Annotated in this window: 15 protein-coding genes; 7 read left to right on the forward strand and 8 right to left on the reverse strand. The window is 73.3% G+C overall.

From position 1 onward, the window contains the following. Positions 1 to 1364: DUF5691 domain-containing protein (locus QK440_RS29215; RefSeq protein WP_282796229.1), on the forward strand; the 1364-nt coding region annotated here is incomplete at its 5' end. Positions 1365 to 1465: 101 nt separating this feature from the next. Here the strand turns inward: QK440_RS29215 and QK440_RS29220 are convergent. Further along, a complete protein-coding gene (locus QK440_RS29220; protein ID WP_282796230.1) occupies positions 1466 to 1882 on the reverse strand; it encodes a cobalamin B12-binding domain-containing protein in 417 nt (138 codons plus the stop codon). Positions 1883 to 2267: 385 nt separating this feature from the next. Here QK440_RS29220 and QK440_RS29225 point away from each other — a divergent pair, with 385 nt between their 5' ends. Both QK440_RS29225 and QK440_RS29230 read left to right on the forward strand, forming a co-directional pair. Continuing rightward, positions 2268 to 3122, forward strand: a complete 855-nt coding sequence (locus QK440_RS29225) for an alpha/beta fold hydrolase (protein WP_282796231.1) — start codon at positions 2268 to 2270, stop codon at positions 3120 to 3122. A 234-nt stretch (positions 3123 to 3356) separates the two neighbouring features. After that, positions 3357 to 4991 (forward strand): M23 family metallopeptidase, encoded by a 1635-nt coding sequence (locus tag QK440_RS29230; protein ID WP_282796232.1) that lies wholly within the window; start codon positions 3357 to 3359, stop codon positions 4989 to 4991. A gap of 173 nt (positions 4992 to 5164) precedes the next feature. Here QK440_RS29230 and pcrA read toward each other — a convergent pair whose 3' ends face one another. Both pcrA and QK440_RS29240 read right to left on the reverse strand, forming a co-directional pair. Beyond that, positions 5165 to 7618, reverse strand: a complete 2454-nt coding sequence (gene pcrA, locus QK440_RS29235; RefSeq protein WP_282796233.1) for a DNA helicase PcrA — start codon at positions 7616 to 7618, stop codon at positions 5165 to 5167. Between the two features lie 401 nt (positions 7619 to 8019). After that, a complete protein-coding gene (locus QK440_RS29240; protein ID WP_282796234.1) occupies positions 8020 to 8373 on the reverse strand; it encodes a hypothetical protein in 354 nt (117 codons plus the stop codon). A gap of 339 nt (positions 8374 to 8712) precedes the next feature. On the opposite strand from QK440_RS29240, the gene QK440_RS29245 reads away from it, so the two are divergent. Continuing rightward, the gene (locus tag QK440_RS29245; RefSeq protein WP_282796235.1) at positions 8713 to 9801 is read left to right on the forward strand and encodes a C40 family peptidase; all 1089 of its coding nucleotides are present in this window, start codon (positions 8713 to 8715) and stop codon (positions 9799 to 9801) included. A 172-nt stretch (positions 9802 to 9973) separates the two neighbouring features. Here the strand turns inward: QK440_RS29245 and QK440_RS29250 are convergent, their stop codons facing one another. Together QK440_RS29250 and QK440_RS29255 are read right to left on the reverse strand one after the other, a co-directional pair. Next, positions 9974 to 10708 (reverse strand): response regulator transcription factor, encoded by a 735-nt coding sequence (locus QK440_RS29250; RefSeq protein ID WP_282796236.1) that lies wholly within the window; start codon positions 10706 to 10708, stop codon positions 9974 to 9976. After that, a complete protein-coding gene (locus tag QK440_RS29255; protein ID WP_282796237.1) occupies positions 10705 to 11991 on the reverse strand; it encodes an ATP-binding protein in 1287 nt (428 codons plus the stop codon). The genes QK440_RS29250 and QK440_RS29255 overlap by 4 nt, the downstream gene beginning before the upstream one ends. 415 nt (positions 11992 to 12406) lie before the next feature. On the opposite strand from QK440_RS29255, the gene QK440_RS29260 reads away from it, so the two are divergent. Continuing rightward, on the forward strand, positions 12407 to 13747 hold the full coding sequence (locus QK440_RS29260) for a PspC domain-containing protein (RefSeq protein WP_282796238.1): 1341 nt from the start codon (positions 12407 to 12409) through the stop codon (positions 13745 to 13747). Continuing rightward, positions 13734 to 14042: a hypothetical protein gene (locus QK440_RS29265; RefSeq protein ID WP_282796239.1), complete on the forward strand. Its 309-nt coding sequence runs from the start codon at positions 13734 to 13736 to the stop codon at positions 14040 to 14042. The genes QK440_RS29260 and QK440_RS29265 overlap by 14 nt, the downstream gene beginning before the upstream one ends. Here the strand turns inward: QK440_RS29265 and QK440_RS29270 are convergent. Next, positions 14039 to 14566 (reverse strand): DoxX family protein, encoded by a 528-nt coding sequence (locus tag QK440_RS29270; RefSeq protein WP_282796240.1) that lies wholly within the window; start codon positions 14564 to 14566, stop codon positions 14039 to 14041. The two genes, QK440_RS29265 and QK440_RS29270, sit on opposite strands and share 4 nt — an antisense overlap. A 478-nt stretch (positions 14567 to 15044) precedes the next feature. After that, entirely contained in the window at positions 15045 to 16310 is a 1266-nt protein-coding gene (locus tag QK440_RS29275; protein WP_282796241.1) for a hypothetical protein, read from the reverse strand. A gap of 428 nt (positions 16311 to 16738) precedes the next feature. Between QK440_RS29275 and QK440_RS29280 the strand changes: the two genes are divergently transcribed. Beyond that, complete coding sequence (locus QK440_RS29280) at positions 16739 to 17218, forward strand: pyridoxamine 5'-phosphate oxidase family protein (RefSeq protein WP_282796242.1); 480 nt, start codon at positions 16739 to 16741, stop codon at positions 17216 to 17218. 284 nt (positions 17219 to 17502) lie between these two features. Here QK440_RS29280 and guaA read toward each other — a convergent pair whose 3' ends face one another. Beyond that, the gene (gene guaA / locus QK440_RS29285; protein ID WP_282796243.1) at positions 17503 to 19089 is read right to left on the reverse strand and encodes a glutamine-hydrolyzing GMP synthase; all 1587 of its coding nucleotides are present in this window, start codon (positions 19087 to 19089) and stop codon (positions 17503 to 17505) included. Between the last annotated feature and the right edge of the window lie 472 nt (positions 19090 to 19561).

Raw genomic sequence — 19561 nt, forward strand, 5'->3', positions numbered from 1 at the left:
CCCGGCGCCGTCTCGCCACCCTGCTCGCCGACCACCCCACGGCGGGCGGCGGACGGCGCGGCACCGCGCCGGACCTCATGGAACTGCTGCCCCAGTGGCTCGCCCTGGCGAACGAGCGGGGGTTCGCGGCCCCGCCGGAGCTGCTGCCCGCGCTGCTCACCGCCGCCCGTGGCCGCACCGATTTGCGCCCCCAGGTCCTGGCCTTCGCGGGCCCGCGGGCCCTGTGGCTGGCGCGGCTCAACGCGGACTGGAAGTTCGCGCTGCGTGCCGCCCCGACCACCCCCTCGGCGCCCGATCAGCGGGACGAGGCGGAGACCGAACGCCGCTGGCAGGAGGGGTTGTTCGCGGAGCGCGTCGCCCTGCTCACCTCGCTGCGGGGACGGGACCCGGACGCCGCGCGCGCGTTGCTCGTGAGCACCTGGACGACGGAGCGGGCCGAGGACCGGCTGATGTTCCTGGACTCGCTGCGCACCGGCCTCGGCCCGGCCGACGAGCCCTTCCTGGAGCAGGCCCTGGGCGACCGCAGCCGCAACGTCCGCTCCACCGCCGCCGAACTGCTCTCCGCCCTGCCGGACTCCGCGCTCGCCGCCCGCATGGCCGCACGCGCCTCCAGTTGCGTGGCGCTCGACCGCACCGCGAGCACCCCGACGCTCACCGTGGAGGCGCCGCACGAGTGCGACGCGGGCATGGAGCGCGACGGCGTCGTCCCCAAGCCCCCCGCCGGGCGCGGGCAACGCTCATGGTGGCTCGGCCAGTTGGTGGAGGCCGCGCCCCTCGCCGTCTGGCCGGGCAGGCTCGGCGGCCGCACCCCCGCCGCCATCGTTGCGCTGCCCGTGGCGGACGACTGGCGCGGCGAGCTGCACGCCGCGTGGTGCCGAGCCGCCGTACGCCAGCGGGACGCGGACTGGTCACGGGTGCTGCTCGGCTCGCCGTCGGCACCCGACGCGGCAGGCCCGGGCGCGGTGTCCCTCGCGGAGCGCGCCAAGCTCCTCGCCGCCCTGCCGGAGGGCGAGCGGGCCGCCTGGGTGGCGGGCTTCATCGACGCGCACGGCCTGTCCGAGGCCTTCCAGCTCCTCGGCGTCTGCGCGGTGCCCTGGGCGCCCGGGCTCGGCCGCGCGGTGGTGGACGCGCTGAACATCGCGCGGGACGCGGGCAGCTACCCCTGGAGCTTCAGCGGCGTCATGGGCCTCGCCGAACGCTGCCTCGACCCCGCCGAAGCAGTACGGCTGGACGCCCTCACCGCCCTGCCCGACGAGCCCGAGGACGCCTCACCCGGCGCCGGGGGCTACTGGGCGGAGGCCTTCCAGCGCCTGGCCACCACCCTGCGCCTGCGCGCGGCGATGCGGGAGGAGCTCACGCCGTGACCACGCCTCTCCAGGGACACCGGCCGCGCGTTCCGCGACCGGCCCTCTCCGGCGCGGAAGGCCGCGCTCAGGGTGGTGCGGCCCGCCCGCCCCGCTCCGGCCTAGGCCCCGGTCGGCTGCCGCACGTTCTCCCTGACCCACTCCACGATCGCCGTGGTGGTCGCCCCCGGCGTGAAGATCTCCGCGACGCCCATCTCCTTGAGCGGCGGAATGTCCTCCTCCGGGATGATGCCGCCGCCGAAGACCTGGATGTCGGCCGCGTCGCGCTCCTTGAGGAGCTCGATGACGCGCGCGAACAGCGTCATGTGCGCGCCGGACAGGATGGACAGGCCGATCGCGTCGGCGTCCTCCTGCAGGGCCGTGTCGACGACCTGCTCGGGCGTCTGGTGCAGGCCGGTGTAGATGACCTCCATGCCGGCGTCGCGCAGCGCCCGCGCGATCACCTTGGCCCCGCGATCGTGGCCGTCGAGCCCCGGCTTGGCGACCACCACGCGGATCGGACCGGCTCCCACACCCATCACTGCCTCCATGTACAGACATCCATGTACGGAAATCCAGCTCTCCCCGCACGGATACCCCGCGCCGCATCGGCCGGGTAGGTGAACGAACGTTATCTCCAGCATCCCGCAGCCCGCAGTTTCGTGGTGGAGAGGGAGGGGGAAATCACACGGTGGGACACGTTCGCTGCGCGCCGCCTCCTTGTCACGGGGTGTAATCGGGGGCCGCGCGAGGGGAGCCGCCGCGAGGTCGCCGCACACCGCGCCGTCAGCCGCACGGCGCGCCGGGTGACGGCACGTCGCCCGCGGTGCGACGCATCGTGGTTCGTCATGCCTCAACCACGGCTTCCCCTGAGGGCACACGGGGGACAGAGGCGTCTGCCCGCGTGCCGACCGGGAGGTCGACATGACGGTCACTAAGGTCCAGGTCGTGCGTCTGTGCGGCGCGCTGCTCCCCGCCAGGCTGGCGGGGATCTCCGTCGCGCTGCTGAAGGCGACGGCCCTGGAGCTGGCGATCCTCGCCGGCCACCTCCTGCTGTACCCCTCGGGCATCGCCCAGGAGCGCCGCCCGGCCCCCCGGCTCGCGCCACCCGACGCCCCCCGGCTGCCGGCACGGGACAAGCCGCCGGTGCTGCTCCTGCACGGCTTCATCGACAACCGCTCCGTCTTCGTCCTGCTGCGCCGCAGCCTCGTCCAGCACGGCAGGCAGCATGTGGAGTCCCTCAACTACTCGCCGCTGACCTGCGACATCCGCATGGCCGCCGAGTTGCTCGGCCGCCACGTGGAGGAGATATGCGAGCGCACGGGACAGGAGCGCGTGGACATCGTCGGCCACAGCCTCGGCGGCCTCATCGCCCGCTACTACGCGCAGCGGCTCGGCGGCGACGCCCGCGTCCGCACGCTGGTCACCCTCGGCACCCCGCACGGCGGCACCCGCGTCGTGCCGCTCGCCGACGCCCACCCGATCGTCCGCCAGATGCGGCCCGGCTCGGACGTCGTCGCGGAGCTGCGGGAGCCCGCGCCGGGCTGCCGTACGCAGTTCGTGAGCTTCTGGAGCGAGCTCGACCAGATCATGGACCCGGTCGAGACCGCCTGTGTCGACCACCCGGACCTGAGCGCGCAGAACGTACGCGTCGCCGGCGTCGGGCACCTCGCGCTGCCGGTGCACCCCGCGGTGGCGTCGGCGATCCGGCAGGCGCTCGACCTCGCGGAGCCGGCGGCCGACACCCCGGCGTCGGCGGACGGCCTGACGGTCGCCTGACCCGACCCGCCCGGCGCGCACCGACCGGGCGCACAACGGCCGCGCGCCCCTCACAACCTCGAACACTTGTCGAACGCAAAGCCAAGGCTGTGCCCACAGTCCGCCGAAAGGCGGCCGAATGCCCGTTTCCTGCGAGCGTGGAACCTGCCGAAGATTGTCGCGCGCGCATACCGCCGGGTACAGTCGCGGCACTGCGCTGCCAGCCCCCATGCTGTCGAGGCGAAAGAGAAGTTGGTGAACGACCGTCACCCGCCGGGGACCCCCACCCCGGCTCCGGCACCCGACGCCGACTACGCCCCTTACGGCTCCTACGACCAGAGCGCACAGCACATCGGCTACGGCTACGACGGCTACGCCACCGGCACCTTCACCGCCACCGGGTTCAACGCCCCGGGCGCGTACGACGGCACGGGCGTCTTCGACACTTCCGGCTCGGGTCTCGCGGTCGGCGGCTTCCCCTCCGACCCGCTCTTCGGCGAACTGCCGGGGCAGGCCTACGACACGGGCCAGTGGGCCACCACGGGTCAGCACCCCCTCGGGCACGACGGGTTCGCCGCGCAGCAGCCGTCCGCACCCGGATCCCCATCCTCCCCGTCTTCCCCTTCGTCCTCGTACGACACGGGCGACCTCGACACGACGGGCCTGTGGGGCTCCGCCGGTTACCGGCCGCTCGCGGACATCCCCGCGCAGCCGGGGCCCGACACCACCGCCACCTGGGACGCCGCCCCGTGGGCCGACGCCCAGCAGACCGGCCAGTGGGCCACGCAGGTCTTCGACACCGGCGCGTACGACGCCACCGCGTGGAACTCCGCCGGCGGTCAGGAGACGTACGACGCGTCGCCCCAGGCGTACGACGACACGTACGGGACGGACGACCGGGACGGTACGGCGCGGGCGGACGGTTCGGCCACCGAGACCGACGGCGCCTACGAGACAGCCGACACGGGGGCGGACGCGTACCGCCAATCGGGCACCGGCGAGGGTGAGTTCACCCCCGGCGACGGCACCGCGGACACGTCCTCCGACACGCCCGGCGACGAACTCGGCACCGTTGAACCGGGAGCGCACCTCGACGAGCACGCCCCCGTCGAGCGCCCCCGTGCCACCCGCGGCGCCGGGCGCACCCGCTCCCGTTCACGCCGTTCCCCCGCCAAGCGCTCCGCGCTGCTCACCGTCGCCGTGCCGTCGGCGTGCGTGATGGGCGTCGCGGGGGTGGCCGCGGCCTCGGTGGGCGGCCTCAGCGGGGGCGACGACGACAAGCGGGTGCAGGCGGCGGCCGCCCCGGACCCAGCGACCGTGCAGCCGTCCACCACGAACACCAAGCTCGACACCCAGCTCGCCAACCTGTCGGCCGACGCCGGTGACTTCGCCGACCGCGCGAGCCGTACGCAGGAACGTATTGACCTGAAGGCCGCCAAGGAAGCCGCGCACAAGAAGGCCATCGCCGAGGCGGCCCGCAAGGAGCGGCTGCGCCCGAAGTTCGCGCTGCCGGTCTCCCAGCACGGCCTCAGCGCGCACTACGGCCAGGCCGGCATCAACTGGATGTCGGCGCACTCCGGCATCGACTTCCCGGTGTCGTACGGCACGCCCGTGATGGCCGCGACCGACGGCGTCGTCTCCACGAAGTGGAACAGCGCCTACGGGAACATGGCGATAGTGACCGCCAAGGACGGCACGGAGACCTGGTACTGCCACCTCTCCACGCACAAGATCTCGCACGGCCCCGTGAAGGCGGGCGACGTCATCGCCTACTCGGGGAACTCCGGCAACTCCACCGGGCCGCACCTGCACTTCGAGGTCCGCCCCGGCGGCGGCTCGGCCATCGACCCGCTGCCCTGGCTGCGCAGCCACGGTCTGGACCCGACGTAGCCCGCGCTCGCATCCTCGTCCCGCCCGCCCTGGCGAGAGGGCACCTCCGCGGCACCCGGCGCAGCTGAAAGCTTTCGGCAGCACTCCCGCGGTCGTCTTGCACCGCTCCCACGGCTTTCCGCAACCGCGGGCTTCCTCGTGGAGGAGGCCACGCCCCCTCCACGAGGCAGGGCCTACAGCTTCTCCACCGGCGCGTACCGCAGCAGCAGCCGCTTCGGCTTGCCCCCGCCGAAGTCCACCGTCGCCTCGGCGTTCGCACCCGAGCCCTTCACGCCGACCACCGTGCCGAGGCCGAACTGGTCGTGCGTGACACGGTCGCCGACCGCGAGCGCGACCACCGGCTTCTCGGACGCCCGGCGCGTGGCGAAGCCCTGCGCGCCCCCGGTGCGCGAACGCGACGACGACAGCGACGACGCCACTCCCCCGGCGGGGCCGGACGACGCGGGCGCCCCCACGGAGCCCGTCCGCTTCCAGTCGACGTGCACCTCCGGGATCTCCTCCAGGAAGCGCGAGGGCGGGTTGTACGAGGGCTGGCCCCAGGCACTGCGCATGGAGGACCGCGTCAGGTAGAGCCGCTCCCGCGCGCGCGTGATGCCGACGTACGCGAGGCGCCGCTCCTCCTCCAGCTCCTTGGTCTGGCCGAGGGCGCGCATGTGCGGGAACACGCCGTCCTCCATGCCCGTCAGGAACACGACCGGGAACTCCAGGCCCTTGGCGGTGTGCAGCGTCATGAGCGTGATGACGCCCGAGCCGTCGTCCTCCTCGTCGGGGATCTGGTCGGAGTCGGCGACGAGCGCGACCCGCTCCAGGAAGTCGGAGAGCGACCCGGTCTCGCCGTCCTGGCGCTCCTGCTCGAACTCCAGGGCCACCGCCGCGAGTTCCTGGAGGTTCTCGATGCGGGTCTCGTCCTGCGGGTCCGTGGAGGACTGGAGCTCGGCCAGATAGCCCGTCCGCTCCAGCACGGCCTCCAGGACGACGGCCGGGCCCGCGCCCGACTCGACGACCGTGCGCAGCTCCTCCATGAGCGTGTTGAAGCGCTTGACGGCGTTCACCGAGCGGGCCGCCATGCCGTACGCCTCCTCGACGCGGCGCAGCGCCTGCGGGAAGGAGATCTTCTCGCGCTGCGCGAGCGCGTCGATCATGGCTTCGGCGCGGTCGCCGATGCCGCGCTTCGGCACGTTCAGGATGCGGCGCAACGGTACGCCGTCCTCCGGGTTGGCGAGGACCCGCAGGTAGGCGAGGACGTCGCGGACTTCCTTGCGCTCGTAGAAGCGGACTCCGCCGACGACCTTGTACGGCAGGCCGACTCGGATGAAGATCTCTTCGAAGACACGGGACTGCGCGTTCGTCCGGTAGAAGATCGCGACGTCGCCGGCCTTGGCCTCGCCCGCGTCCGTGAGCCGGTCGATCTCGTCGGCGACGAACTGCGCCTCGTCGTGCTCGGTGTCGGCGACGTACCCGGTGATACGGGCGCCGGCGCCCGCGTTCGTCCACAGGTTCTTGGGACGGCGGCTCTCGTTGCGCTCGATGACCGCGTTGGCGGCGCTCAGGATCGTCTGGGTGGAGCGGTAGTTCTGCTCCAGGAGGATCGTGGTGGCGTCCGGGTAGTCCTCCTCGAACTGGAGGATGTTGCGGATCGTGGCGCCGCGGAAGGCGTAGATCGACTGGTCGGCGTCGCCGACGACGCACAGCTCGGCGGGGTCGTCGCCCTCGCCCCCCGCGGGGCCGACGAGCTCGCGCACCAGGGCGTACTGGGCGTGGTTCGTGTCCTGGTACTCGTCGACCATGACGTGCCGGAAGCGGCGGCGGTAGTGCTCGGCGACGTCCGGGAAGGCCCGCAGGAGGTGGACCGTCGTCATGATCAGGTCGTCGAAGTCGAGCGCGTTGGCCTCGCGCAGCCGCGACTGGTACATCGCGTACGCCTGGGCGAGGGTCTTCTCGAAGCCGTCGGCGGCCTGGGCGGCGAAGTCCTCCTCGTCGATCAGCTCGTTCTTCAGGTTCGAGATCTTGGCGCTGAAGGACTTGGGCGGGAACTTCTTCGGGTCCAGGTCCAGGTCGCGGCAGACCAGGGCCATCAGCCGCTTGGAGTCCGCGGCGTCGTAGATCGAGAACGAGGACGTGAAGCCCAGCTTCTTGTACTCGCGGCGCAGGATGCGCACGCAGGCGCTGTGGAACGTCGACACCCACATCGCGCCCGCACGCGGGCCGACGAGCTGCTCGACGCGCTCCTTCATCTCGCCCGCGGCCTTGTTGGTGAAGGTGATCGCGAGGATCTGGCCCGGGTGCACCCCGCGCTCGGCCAGCAGGTACGCGATGCGGTGGGTCAGCACGCGCGTCTTGCCGGAGCCGGCTCCCGCGACGATGAGCAGCGGGGAGCCCGCGTGCACGACGGCCGCGCGCTGGTTCTCGTTCAGCCCGTCGAGCAGCGCCGCCGGGTCGATTGCCGGGCGCGGGGCGCCGTCCCGGTAGTACGCGTCCTGGGGCACGGGCGCGTCGAACTTCCCGCCGAACAGGTCCTCCGGAATCGGCTCCGGAGCGCTGTCCTCGGGCGGCGGCGGGGGCTCCTCCTGCCCGCCCTGCGAGGGCGTGAGGTCCGCCAGGAAGCTGTCGTCAAAGAGGCTGCTCATCGCCTCCCGAGTCTAGGCGGCCCCACTGACAGCCGACCCCGGGTTCCGGCCATCGCCCGCGTCCGGCTCCGGTCCTTCCGGCGTCCGCCGGGCCGCCACACCGTGCCGCACCACAGGTGAGCGGCCTCGGGACGGTGCCCGGGCGGCACGCGCGCGGCGCTGAGGACCTCGTGAGGTGCGCAACATCACGAAAATGTTCCGGGCTCGACGGCCCGCCAGAAGCGGAGCGAGAGGCTCCGGCTCGGACCGGATACGGGTCGGCACGGCAGTTCCACCCGCTCCGCGGAGGGCCGGTGCGGGGCCGGTGCGGGGCCGGTATGGCGTGTATGGCGTGTATGGCGTGTGGGCCCGCACCCCTTCCGGAGCGCGGGCCCACACGTGCGGAGCCGGAGAGGGATGCCCTACGTCCACAGGACGGCGATGAAGATGTTCGCCACGGTGAGCGCGCCGACCGCGCCGAACAGCGCCTTGTCGACCCTGTCCTCGTCCCGCTTCACGTACACGAGCCCCAGGATGACGATCAGCAGAGCCATCTTGATGCCGATCTTGAGGTTGTTGACCGCGTTGTCGTCGGCCTGGTTCAGGCCGACGAGGGCCACGCCGGTGATCAGCATGGTCAGGGCGCCGTGCAGCATGGCGGGGCCGAAGCGGGCCGTGCCCTCGCCCATCGCCTTCATCTGGGTCAGGAAGCCGCCCAGGAGCGCGGCGATACCGATGATGTGCAGGCCGACGAAGAGATGGATGAGTACGTCCATGGGGCGGAGCCTAACGGGGCCTGTAGCACCTCCCTCCCGGCAGGTGGGCCACAAGTGCCACCTCGGTCACGGGTACGGGTCGAGCGGACCGCGGCCCGGTCCCGGTCCGGTCGCATTCGGTCACGAGTAGGCCGCACGCGTCACTTCCGCACAACGGGTCACGGTCCGGTGACAGCGAGGTTTAGCGTCCTTGACCGGTGACCGGCTCCCCACCGCCGCCCGGACCAGGGGCGGCAGCCGACCACCACCGCCGAGAAGTCCGGCGGCGTCCCGTCCCCCCTGTGCGCGGCGCCGCCGGACACGTCCCGGACCGCCACCGTGGAAGGACGTGGAGCCTCCGTGGCACAGCACCGCAAGCCGAAGCACCGCTCGCTCAGCGGACACACGGCCCGAACCGCCGCCACCCTCGCCCTCGCATCGGCCGCGACGGTGACCGCCTTCGAGGGCACCGGCCACGCCGAACCGCGCCCCACCACCGGCGAGGTGAAGGCCAAGGTCGACAAGCTCTACCGCGAGGCGGAGATCGCCACCGAGAAGTACAACGGCGCCAAGGAGAAGGCCGACCGGGCCGAATCCGCACTGAAGGACCTAAGCGACGAGGCCGCCCGCAGGACCGAGCGGCTCAACTCCGCGCGCCGGAGCCTGGGCTCCCTGGCCACCGCCCAGTACCGGTCCGGCGGCGTCGACCCCTCCGTCCAGCTCGCGCTCTCCGCCGACCCGGACGCGTTCCTCGACCGGGCCTCGCGTGCCGACCGCGTCGGCCAGCGCCACGCCGCGGAGATCGCCGGCGTACGGCGGCAGGTCCGCGAGCTCGACCAGTTGCACACCGAGGCCGACGACAAGCTCCAGGACCTCAAGTCCCGCCAGGCGGACCTGAGGAAGCACAAGAGGACCGTGACCGGCAAGCTCGGCGAGGCCCGGCGGCTGCTCGCCAGGCTGACCGCCGAGGAGCGGGCCCGCCTGGCCGCCGCCGAGCGCGGAAACGAGCGGGAGGACAGGGGCGAGGACAGGGGCAGGGCGTCACGCGCCGCCCCTCGCCCCGCCGCCGCACCGGCCCCCGGTGCCACGAAGGCCCCCAACGCCCGCGCCGCGCAGGCGGTCTCGTACGCCTACAGGGCGCTCGGCAGCCCCTACGTGTGGGGCGCCACCGGCCCGAACGCCTTCGACTGCTCCGGCCTCACCCAGGCCGCCTACCGCTCGGCCGGCGTCTCGCTGCCCCGCACGACGTACGCCCAGATCGACGCCGGCCGCCGCGTCCCGCGCTCCGAGCTCCGGCCGGGCGACCTGGTCTTCTTCTACTCCGGCATCAGCCACGTCGGCCTCTACGTCGGCGACGGCCAGATGATCCACGCCCCCAACCCGAGCGCCCCGGTACGCCTGGCGCCTCTCGACGAGATGCCGTTCGCGGGCGCCACGCGGGTGGCGTGAGCCGGTGCCGTTCCTCCCCGGCGGCCGGGGCGTCTCTGGCCGCTGGGGGCAGACCCGCCGCTGGGGCGGGGCGACCGCCGGGGCGGGGCGGGCACCGAGGTCAGGCCGAGCGTCGGAGCGGGGCGGGCGTCGAGGTCGGGCCGGGCCGGTCGCCGGTCAGACCGGGCGCCGGTCAGACCAGTCGGCGGGCCGCCGCCCAGCGCGTCAGCTCGTGCCGGTTGGAGAGCTGGAGCTTCCTGAGGACCGCCGACACATGCGACTCGACCGTCTTCACGGAGATGTACAACTGCTTGGCGATCTCCTTGTAGGCGTACCCGCGCGCGATGAGGCGCAGCACCTCGCGCTCGCGCTGGGTGAGGCGGTCCAGGTCCTCGTCGACCGGCGCCGCGTCCGTCGAGGCGAAGGCGTCGAGGACGAAACCGGCGAGGCGCGGCGAGAACACCGCGTCGCCCTCCTGGACCCGGAAGATCGAGTCGACCAGGTCCGTACCGGTGATGGTCTTGGTGACGTATCCCCGGGCGCCGCCCCGGATCACGCCGATGACGTCCTCCGCGGCGTCCGACACCGACAGCGCGAGGAACCGCACCGGACGCTCCGTGTCCGCCATCAACGGGGCGCAACGGCGCAGGACTTCCACACCGCCGCCGCCCGGCAGGTGCACGTCGAGCAGCACGACCTCGGGCCGGGTGGTCGTGATCACCGCGACCGCCTGGTCGACGTCCGCGGCCTCGCCGACGACCTCGACGCCCGTGTGCTCGGTCCGGCCGATCTCCGCCTGCACGCCGGTGCGGAACATCCGGTGGTCGTCGACCAGGACGACCTTCACCCGCCGCGCGGGACCACCTTCGCCCTCTCCCGTCCCGCCGGCCGGATCCACGGGCCCGCCCGCCTCGGTCGCGTCGCTCATGTCGCCGCCGTCCTCTCCATCTCCAGCTCGACTTCGGTGCCGCCGCCCGGCACCGTACGCAGCCGTGCCGTGCCGCCGTTGCGCTGCATGCGGCCGATGATCGATTCTCGTACGCCCATGCGGTCGTCCGGCACCGCGTCCAGGTCGAAGCCCGGGCCCCGGTCCCGAACGGACACGAAAACCGTCTCCCCCTCCACCTCGGCGAAGACCTGCACCGCGCCGCCCTCGCCACCGTACTTGGCGGCGTTCACCATCGCTTCCCGCGCGGCCTGGGTCTGTGCCGTCAGACGCTCGTCGAGCGGGCAGTCCCCGACGACGACCACCTCGATCGGCACGCCGTGCTTGTCCTCGACCTCCGCGGCGTCGCGCCGGACCGCCTCGGCGAGCGTGCCGGGCTCCTCCGCCTCCTCCTTGCCGGTGCCCTCCGGCTTGTACAGCCAGGCGCGCAGATCGCGCTCCTGGGCGCGGGCGAGGCGGCGGACCTCGCCGGGACTGTCCGCGTTGCGCTGGATCAGCGTCAGCGTGTGCAACACCGAGTCGTGCACGTGGGCGGCGACCTCCGCACGCTCCTGGGCGCGGATGCGCATCAGACGCTCCTCGGAGAGGTCCTGCGTCATCCGGACGAGATAGGGGCCCGCGAGGAGGGCTATGCCGACGAGCACGGCGAGCGCCGCCTGGAGCGCCGCGCCGAGGTCGGAGGCGGAGCCGCGCAGCACGAAGATGCCGGAGACACCGACGCCGACGAGGAGCACCCCGGCCGCGGTGCGGGCGATCGTCAGGGTGCGGCGTCTGCGGCCGACCTCCATCCAGCGGGCCCGCCGGGCGTTGTCCGCCTGGCGCCAGACGAGGGCGACACCGGCCGCGACGAGCAGGGCCGGCCACAGATACGCCTTCGTCGGACCGCCGAGGTCCACGCTGCCGACGAAGACCATGGCGACGGCCAGCATCGCGAGGAGCGCGACGAGCTGGCCCTTGTCCGGTCTGCGGGCGACGAGTCTTCGCCGGCCGTCCGGCGCCGTCTCCGTGGCCGTCACGGCGGCGCGGTGCGCCCCGACGCCGCCCACGCCGAGCGGCACGAAGAACCAGAACGCCGCGTACAGCAGCGCGCCGAGGCCGTTCGCCGTGAAGAGGCCGATGAAGATGAGCCGCACCCAGACGACGGGCAGCCCGAGGTGCCCGGCGAGACCGCGCGCGACCCCGCCGAGCAGGCGACCCTCGCCGCTGCGATAGAGCTTCCGCAGCGGCCGCTCGTCTTCGATGGGTGCAGTCGCGGCGTCCGGCATGCCATCGATGGTCACACGCGAGCAGGTCCGGGGACATCAGGGTCGATCCCCGAGACTCCCCTGATCTCGGGGCGGGGCGGGTGGCGGCCGGGCGGTGGGGGCGGGGGTTGGAGCGGGCGCTGGCGAGGCTTGGCTGGGGGTGGCGTGGGCCGGTCGGGGCGGGGGGCCGCGGTCGGGCCGGGGCGGGGCCGCCGGGGCTGTGGCGCGCGGGCCGGGGTGTTGGGGCCGCTTGGCGCTGCGAGGCTGTGGCGCGTGGCGCCGCGCAGGCGCCTGCCGGGCGGCAGCCGCCGGGCTTCGCCGTGCGCGGTGGAGCCCGCGTCAGGGTTCCGGCTCGGGGGACGTCAGGGGCGATATCAGGGTTCGGCCAGGGTTGTCCCGACTGCCGTGGGCGGGCCGCGGCCGTCACCATGGAGTCATGACCGATCAGCAGCCCGCGCCGGGCCCGCAGGCCCCGCCGCGCGACCGTCCGTCCGCCCCGGCCGAGGGGCCCGGCGTGCCGGAGGCCGTGCGGGAGCGCATGTTCCGCCGCGACCGCCGGCACCGCAAGCTGGGCGGTGTGTGCGCGGGGCTCGGGCGGCACTGCGACATGGACCCGGTGATCTTCCGCATCGGCCTGGTCGTGCTCGCGGTCACGAGCGGACTCGGTCTCGTCTTCTACGGCTTCGCCTGGCTGCTCATCCCGTACGAGGGAGAGGAGGAGAACGAGGCGCGACGGCTCCTGACCGCCCGCGTCGACGGGCACGCCCTGACGGCGGTGCTGTTCGCGCTCGTCGGCTGCGGCGTGTTCCTGACGCTGCTGGCCAACGGTACGGCGCTGACCTTCGCGGCGGTCCTCGGCCTGCTCCTCGCGGGTGCGGGGTACTGGTCGCGGCAGCGCGGCGCGCCGGACCCCGACCCGGTGGCCGCGCAGGCGGTGGCCGACGCCCCGCCGGAGACGAAGGCCCCGCCCGTCACGGGCGCCCCTTCCTGGTGGCGCGACCCGATGGGCAAGGACGGCCATGAGAGCACGACGCCGCAGTACTTCTGGGGCCCGGACCCGGTGGCGGTGGAGTACCGGCCGGATGCGCCGCACACCCCGGCAGGACGCGCGCCCGACCCGTCCTCCGGTCCGGGCGGCCGGTCCGAACCGCGCTGGATCGGTGGCTGGGTCTTCCTGGCCGCCGTGCTCGCGGCCTACCTCGGCACGAGCCTGACGTGGGAGGACAAGCCTCTGGGCACCAGCCTGCAGACCGGCTTCGCCTGTGCCCTGGCCGTGCTCGGCCTGGGCATCGCGGTCAGTTCGTTCCTGGGGCGCCTGGGTGCGGGTTCCATCGTCCTCGCGGTGATCACCGCCGCCCTGCTCGCGGCCTCGGCCGCCCTTCCGAAGAACATCACCACGCACTGGATACGCACGGACTGGCGCCCGGCCGCCGCCTCGGACGTGCGTCCGCGGTACGAGCTGGGGACGGGCGTCGGCACCCTGGACCTGAGCCGGATCGACCTCGGCAAGGACCGGACAGTGCGCACCCACGCCGAAGTGGGCGCCGGGAAGCTGAAGGTGATCGTGCCCAAGGAGGCCGAGGTGAAGCTGAGGATCGACGTGGGCGTCGGGGACATCCAACTGCCGAGCGACACCGGCCAGGACGTGGACATCGCTCCCGACAAGCAGGAGAGGACGACCCTGGAACCGCCCGCGGGCACCAAGGACGGCGGCACGCTGGACCTCAGGCTCCACGTCGGCGTCGGGCAGGCGGAGGTAACCCGTGCTACGTCATGAGTTCCAGCCGGGGCGGCTGGTGGCGGGCCTGTTCGTGGGCCTGGCCGGGTTCATCTACGCGGGCGACGCGGGCGGCCTGTGGGACACGCCCTGGTTCGTGATCATCCCGATCGTGGTGGGAGGGCTGTGCCTCGCGGGCGCCACGGCGACCGTGGTGGGCATACGCCAGGGTTCCGCGGGCCGCGGGGACAGCCGCCGTCCCTGGACGCTCACCGGGCACATACCCACCGGTGGCGCCCCCGGCGAGGAGGGCACGGCGCAGGACACCGACGCGGGCAAGGCGGGCCGGGGTTAGCGCAGCCGCAGCCCGGAGGCGTTCCGGCGCCCGGCGCGCCAGGCGTCGACGGAGAGGAAGGACGCCCCGGCGAGCACCAGCGGCAGCCAGGCCATCAGGTACGCGAGGTCGTTGCCGTAGTAGTAGGGCTCGGTGGACCAGCTCATGGTCAGCCAGAGGCTGAGCGAGATGAGGGCGCCGCCGAGCGCGGCGATCCGGGCGAACAGGCCGATGAGGGTGCCGATGCCGACGGCCACCTCACCGAGGGCGATGGCATACCCGAAGCCGACCGGACTCTTCAGGGCCAGGTCCACGAGGTCGGGGATCGCGGAGAGGTCGCGGATGTCGCGCATCTGCTGGCCGATCGAGCCGGGACCGCTCTCCTTCAGGAAGGCGCTGTCGGTGAGCTTGTCCAGGCCCGCGTAGAGAAAGGTGACGCCGAGGAAGATCCTCAAGGGGAGCAGGGCGTAGCGCGAGGCGGAGTCCCGCCAGTCGTTCCGTCCGGCATAGCCGCTGTGGCTGCCCGTGCGCATGCCGTGAGCCATGGCTGTCCGCCGCCTCTCCCGTTGAGCCGTCAACTGACGATACGGAGGAAAGGCAGCCGCCGCTCAGTGGCGTGCGGAGGATTCCATCAGGTGAACCCGGAAACCGCGGGAGGAGGGCGGTCCCGGGCGCACGGAAGACGGAAGGGGGAGCAGTCATGCGCCGATCAGGCACGGTGCGGTCCGCCCGACGGTCCATGGGGGTCGCCCGGCGGTCTACGGGGGCCGCCCGGCGGACCATGAGGGCCCTCGGGCGAGCGGTGCGGGCCGTGCAGGCCGCTCGGTGGTCCGTGCGGGAGGTGCGGCGGCCTGCGGCCAGGGGGCGGTGGTCCGTGCGGGAGGCGTGGCGGTCCGCGCACGGGGCGCGGCGGCCCGTGCGGGACGCGGGGCAGTCAGGCCGGGGCGGGTGGCGGTCTGCTTGGCGGAGGCCTCGGTTCGTGCGGGGGAGGTGGGGCGTCGCGCGGAGGGATCGGCAGGGTGGTCAGTCCGTGACGTCGATGGTGCAGCGGTTGGTCTCGACGCCTGCGGCGGTGATGACTTGGACGTCGACGCGCCCCGGTTCGACGTCGACCGGCACCGGCACGGTCAGGACGGCGTCCGAGGGGTTGGTGAACCCCCCGGTGACGGGGACGAGGGGCACGTGGACGTGGACGGTACCGATCCGGACGGCCATCCGGGCCAGGCGGTCGGCGCTCTGCGCGCCGGGCGGCACGAAGCCGGCGCCGCGGATCTCGATGTCGTCACCGGTGCGGATGGGGGCGTCCAGGTCACCCGCCTCGCGGGCGCGGACGACGGAGAGGATCACGGGCCGGCCGCCTTCGGAGTACTTGCCCGCCACGTATGTGGCCGCCGACACGAGCACGAGGAGAGCGAGCCCCCACGGCAGGTCGGGCAGGTGCTCGGGGTGGCGGGCGAGCCGGACCGCGGTGAAGACGACGGCGGCAGTGCTGATGAGGAAGTACTGGGCGTCCGCGAAGTGCCCGCGGCCCGAGTCGTCGGTGAGGAGGTCGGCGGCCCGCGGCCGGTCGGCGCGCACCTTCTGGAGCTTCTGGCCGAGGACCCTGAGACCCACGACGCGCCGCACGAGCACGGCGACGGCGCAGACGACGGCGAGGACGGTCACGAGGCCCGCGGCGCGGTCGATCTGGAGGCCGTCGATGAGGTCGTCGCGCGCCTCGCGCGTGGACGCGGCGGCGAGTTCGCCCGCGAGCACGAGCACGGCGAAGACGACGAGCAGCACCCAGGAGGCGGCGACGGCCCTCGAGGTGGACAGGCGGTTGTCCTCGCCGATCACCGGCGCGAGGACACCGCCGCGGGCCCGGTGCAGATACGCGGCGCCGGACAGCAGGAACGCCATGACGAGCGCCGCGAGCAGGCCCGCCGTGCGCGCGTCCGACCATCCGGTGCCGACCGCCGTGAGGGCCTGGACGAGCAGCAGCGCGACGACACCCACCCAGACGGCGGCGAGGGTGTACCGCCACAGGCGGGCGAGCCAGGCCTGGCCCTCGGCACGCCCGCGTTCGGCGACGACCCGGGCGGACTGGGTCAGCTCGTCCGACACCCACTGGCGGGACGCGCCCGCCGAGTGGACGACGGCCGCGGGCACCCCGCGCCCGGCCGCCAGTTCGTCGCGCTTGGCGAGGAATGCGGCCACGGCACGCCGGTGTCCCTCGCGTGCGCCGTGCGGGCAGTCGCCGCATGTGCAGCCGCCCCCGTGCGTGCTCTGTCTGGCTTCCTGCACCGCCACCGCGTACGCCGCCTTCCCCGCCCTCGGCCGAGGCCGTGATCGAACTCGCGGCCGGATCTGCGACCGGCCACGGGCTCGCGAACTACCCTGCAACGAGAGGGAATTGTGCCGTACGGACGCCTGTGCGTGTTCCGCGGGTCAGGTCAACGCGGGTGGTCTGCGGACACGTGTGTTGACGGCAGGTCAGCGCGGGGCCGGGGGTGAGCCGGACGGGGTGGACGCGGCGGAGGCGGGCGAGCAGGCCGGGTTCCCCGGGGCTGACGTCCCGCCGAGCCGGTCGGCGGGTGCTCCGGAGCGCCGGACGGCCGGTGGCGATACGCGGGAAGGGCATGCCGTAGGGGTTCACTCGGAAGCAGTCCGGGCGATCACGGGGACGTGGCCCCGAAAAGAGGACAGAAGGTGTCGGGTATGGGCCGCAGACTCGAGGCATGTCGTACGGATGGGAAGCCTTCGCCACCACAGAGCCCGAGTTCGCGGCGACCGTCGAGAAGCGGTTCGGCGCGTTCACCCATCACGTCCTGGCGACGCTGCGCAAGGACGGGTCACCGCGCACCACGGGGATCGAGGTGCGGTTCCTGGACGGGGAGCTGTGGCTCGGCATGATGCCGAACTCGTACAAGGCGCTGGACCTGCGTCGCGACCCGCGGTTCGCCCTGCAGGCGAACCCTGGTCCGGGCACGGAGATGGGGGGCGGGGACGTGCGGATCGCGGGGCGCGCGGTGGAGGTGCGCGACCCCGAGGTCATCGCGCGCTACGCGGACGTGGTGAACCCCCCGGACCCGGACGCGTTCCACCTCTTCCGCACCGAGCTGACGGAGGTCGTCCGTACGTACATCGAGGACGAGCGGTATCTGGCGGTGCTGCTGTGGCGTCCGGGACGGCCGGTGCGGAAGACCCGCCGCACCTGAGGGTCGGCCGTCCTCCGCCGCGCGCACCGCACTGCTCCTTGCGCAGACACGGGCCGTGCCGTTTCCTCGCGCGGCCGGGGCGCGGCACGTCTGTCGCCGTCATCCACCGGGGAGCGCGCTTCTCGTACACGGACCACGGCTTGGGCGGCTCGTGCGTGCGCTTCCCGGGCGTGCGCGGTGCCGCGCGCCCGCTTCGTGCCCCGGGTGCCGTCGGCCCCCCGTACGCGGACGGCGCCGCCCGCCTCCTCCGAGGCGGACGGCGCCGTGCCGGTGCTGCGGGGAGGTCACTCCCACTCGATGGTGCCCGGCGGCTTGCTGGTGACGTCGAGGACGACGCGGTTGACGTCGGCGACCTCGTTCGTGATGCGGGTGGAGATGCGGGCGAGCACGTCGTACGGCAAGCGGGACCAGTCGGCCGTCATCGCGTCCTCGGAGGAGACGGGGCGCAGCACGATCGGGTGGCCGTAGGTGCGGCCGTCGCCCTGGACGCCCACGGAGCGGACGTCGGCGAGGAGCACCACGGGGCACTGCCAGATCTCGCGGTCGAGGCCGGCGGCGGTGAGTTCCTCGCGGGCGATGGCGTCGGCCTCGCGCAGCAGGTCGAGGCGCTCCTTGGTGACCTCGCCGACGATGCGGATGCCGAGGCCGGGGCCCGGGAAGGGCTGGCGCTGGACGATCTCCTCGGGCAGGCCGAGCTCCTGGCCCACCATGCGCACCTCGTCCTTGAACAGCTTGCGCAGCGGTTCGATGAGCTGGAACTCGAGGTCTTCGGGGAGGCCGCCCACGTTGTGGTGGGACTTGATGTTGGCGGTGCCGTTGCCGCCGCCGGACTCGACGACGTCCGGGTAGAGGGTGCCCTGGACCAGGAACTCCACCGGCTGGTCACCGGGGGCCTCGGCGACGATCTCGGCCTGGGCCTGCTCGAAGACGCGGATGAACTCGCGGCCGATGATCTTCCGCTTCTCCTCGGGGTCGGACACCCCGGCGAGCGCGGACAGGAATCGCTCCTGGGCGTCGACGACCTTGAGCTGCACGCCGGTGGCGGCGACGAAGTCCTTCTCGACCTGCTCGGTCTCGCCCTTGCGCATCAGGCCGTGGTCGACGTACACGCAGGTGAGCTGGGAGCCGATGGCCTTCTGCACCAGGGCGGCGGCCACGGCGGAGTCGACGCCGCCGGACAGGCCGCAGATGGCGCGCTTGGTGCCCACCTGCTCGCGGATGGCGGCGACCTGCTCCTCGATGACGTTGCCGGTGGTCCAGTTCGGCTTCAGGCCCGCGCCGCGGTAGAGGAAGTGCTCCAGGACCTGCTGGCCGTGCGTGGAGTGCATGACCTCGGGGTGGTACTGGACGCCGTAGAGCTTCTTCTCGTCGTTCTCGAAGGCGGCGACGGGGACGAGGTCCGTGGAGGCGGTGACCGCGAAGCCCTCGGGGGCGGCGCTGCACGCGTCGCCGTGGGACATCCACACGGACTGCTCGGCCGGGGTGCCCTCGAAGAGGGTCGAGCCGGGCTTGGAGACGGCGAGCGGGGTGCGGCCGTACTCGCGGGCGCCGGTGTTGTCGACCGTGCCGCCGAGGGTGGTCGCCATGAGCTGGAAGCCGTAGCACATGCCGAAGACGGGGACGCCCGCCTCGAAGAGGGCGCCGTCGACGACCGGGGCGTGCTCCGCGTACACCGAGGACGGGCCGCCGGAGAGGATTATGGCCGCGGGCTTCTTGGCGAGCATCTCCGAGACCGGCATGGTGCTCGGCACGATCTCGCTGTAGACCCGGGCCTCGCGGACGCGGCGGGCGATGAGCTGGGCGTACTGCGCTCCGAAGTCGACGACCAGGACGGTGTCGGGAGCGGCGGCAGCGGGAGTCGCTGAGGACACGGCGGCGGCCTTCCGGCGTTGAGCGTGCGCAGGAGGCTCGTGAGGGGGGAGTGCACGAGGGGTGCGCGCGCGGTTGGAGCTGGGGTTGTTTTGTCAATTCTAACGGGAGTGGCTGTCGCGCCTTCGTCGCATCCGACGGGGCCGGGGTTCGGGCCCGGCGCCCGGGGGCCGTCGTCCGAGGTGCCGCGCCACCGACTGCGCGGGGGTTCCGGGCCGGAGGCCGGGGCCGCCGCCGGGGCGTAGTGCCGCGGATTCCGGGTGGGCCCGGACCCGGCGCCGAGGTCGGGCTAGACCCATCCCGGGCCCAGCCGGGACGGAAGCCGGGCCCGGGCTCGGGCCCGCCGCCCGCTCTCCCCCGTGTCACCACGCGCCACGCCCCACATGCCGCCCCCCCACCTTCATCCACACCACCTCGCTCAACACCACCCCGCCCACACCGCCTCTCACACACACCACCCCGCTCACCACCTCC

Source organism: Streptomyces sp. CC224B (genome assembly GCF_030010595.1).
In the GTDB taxonomy this organism is placed as follows: domain Bacteria; phylum Actinomycetota; class Actinomycetes; order Streptomycetales; family Streptomycetaceae; genus Streptomyces; species Streptomyces longispororuber.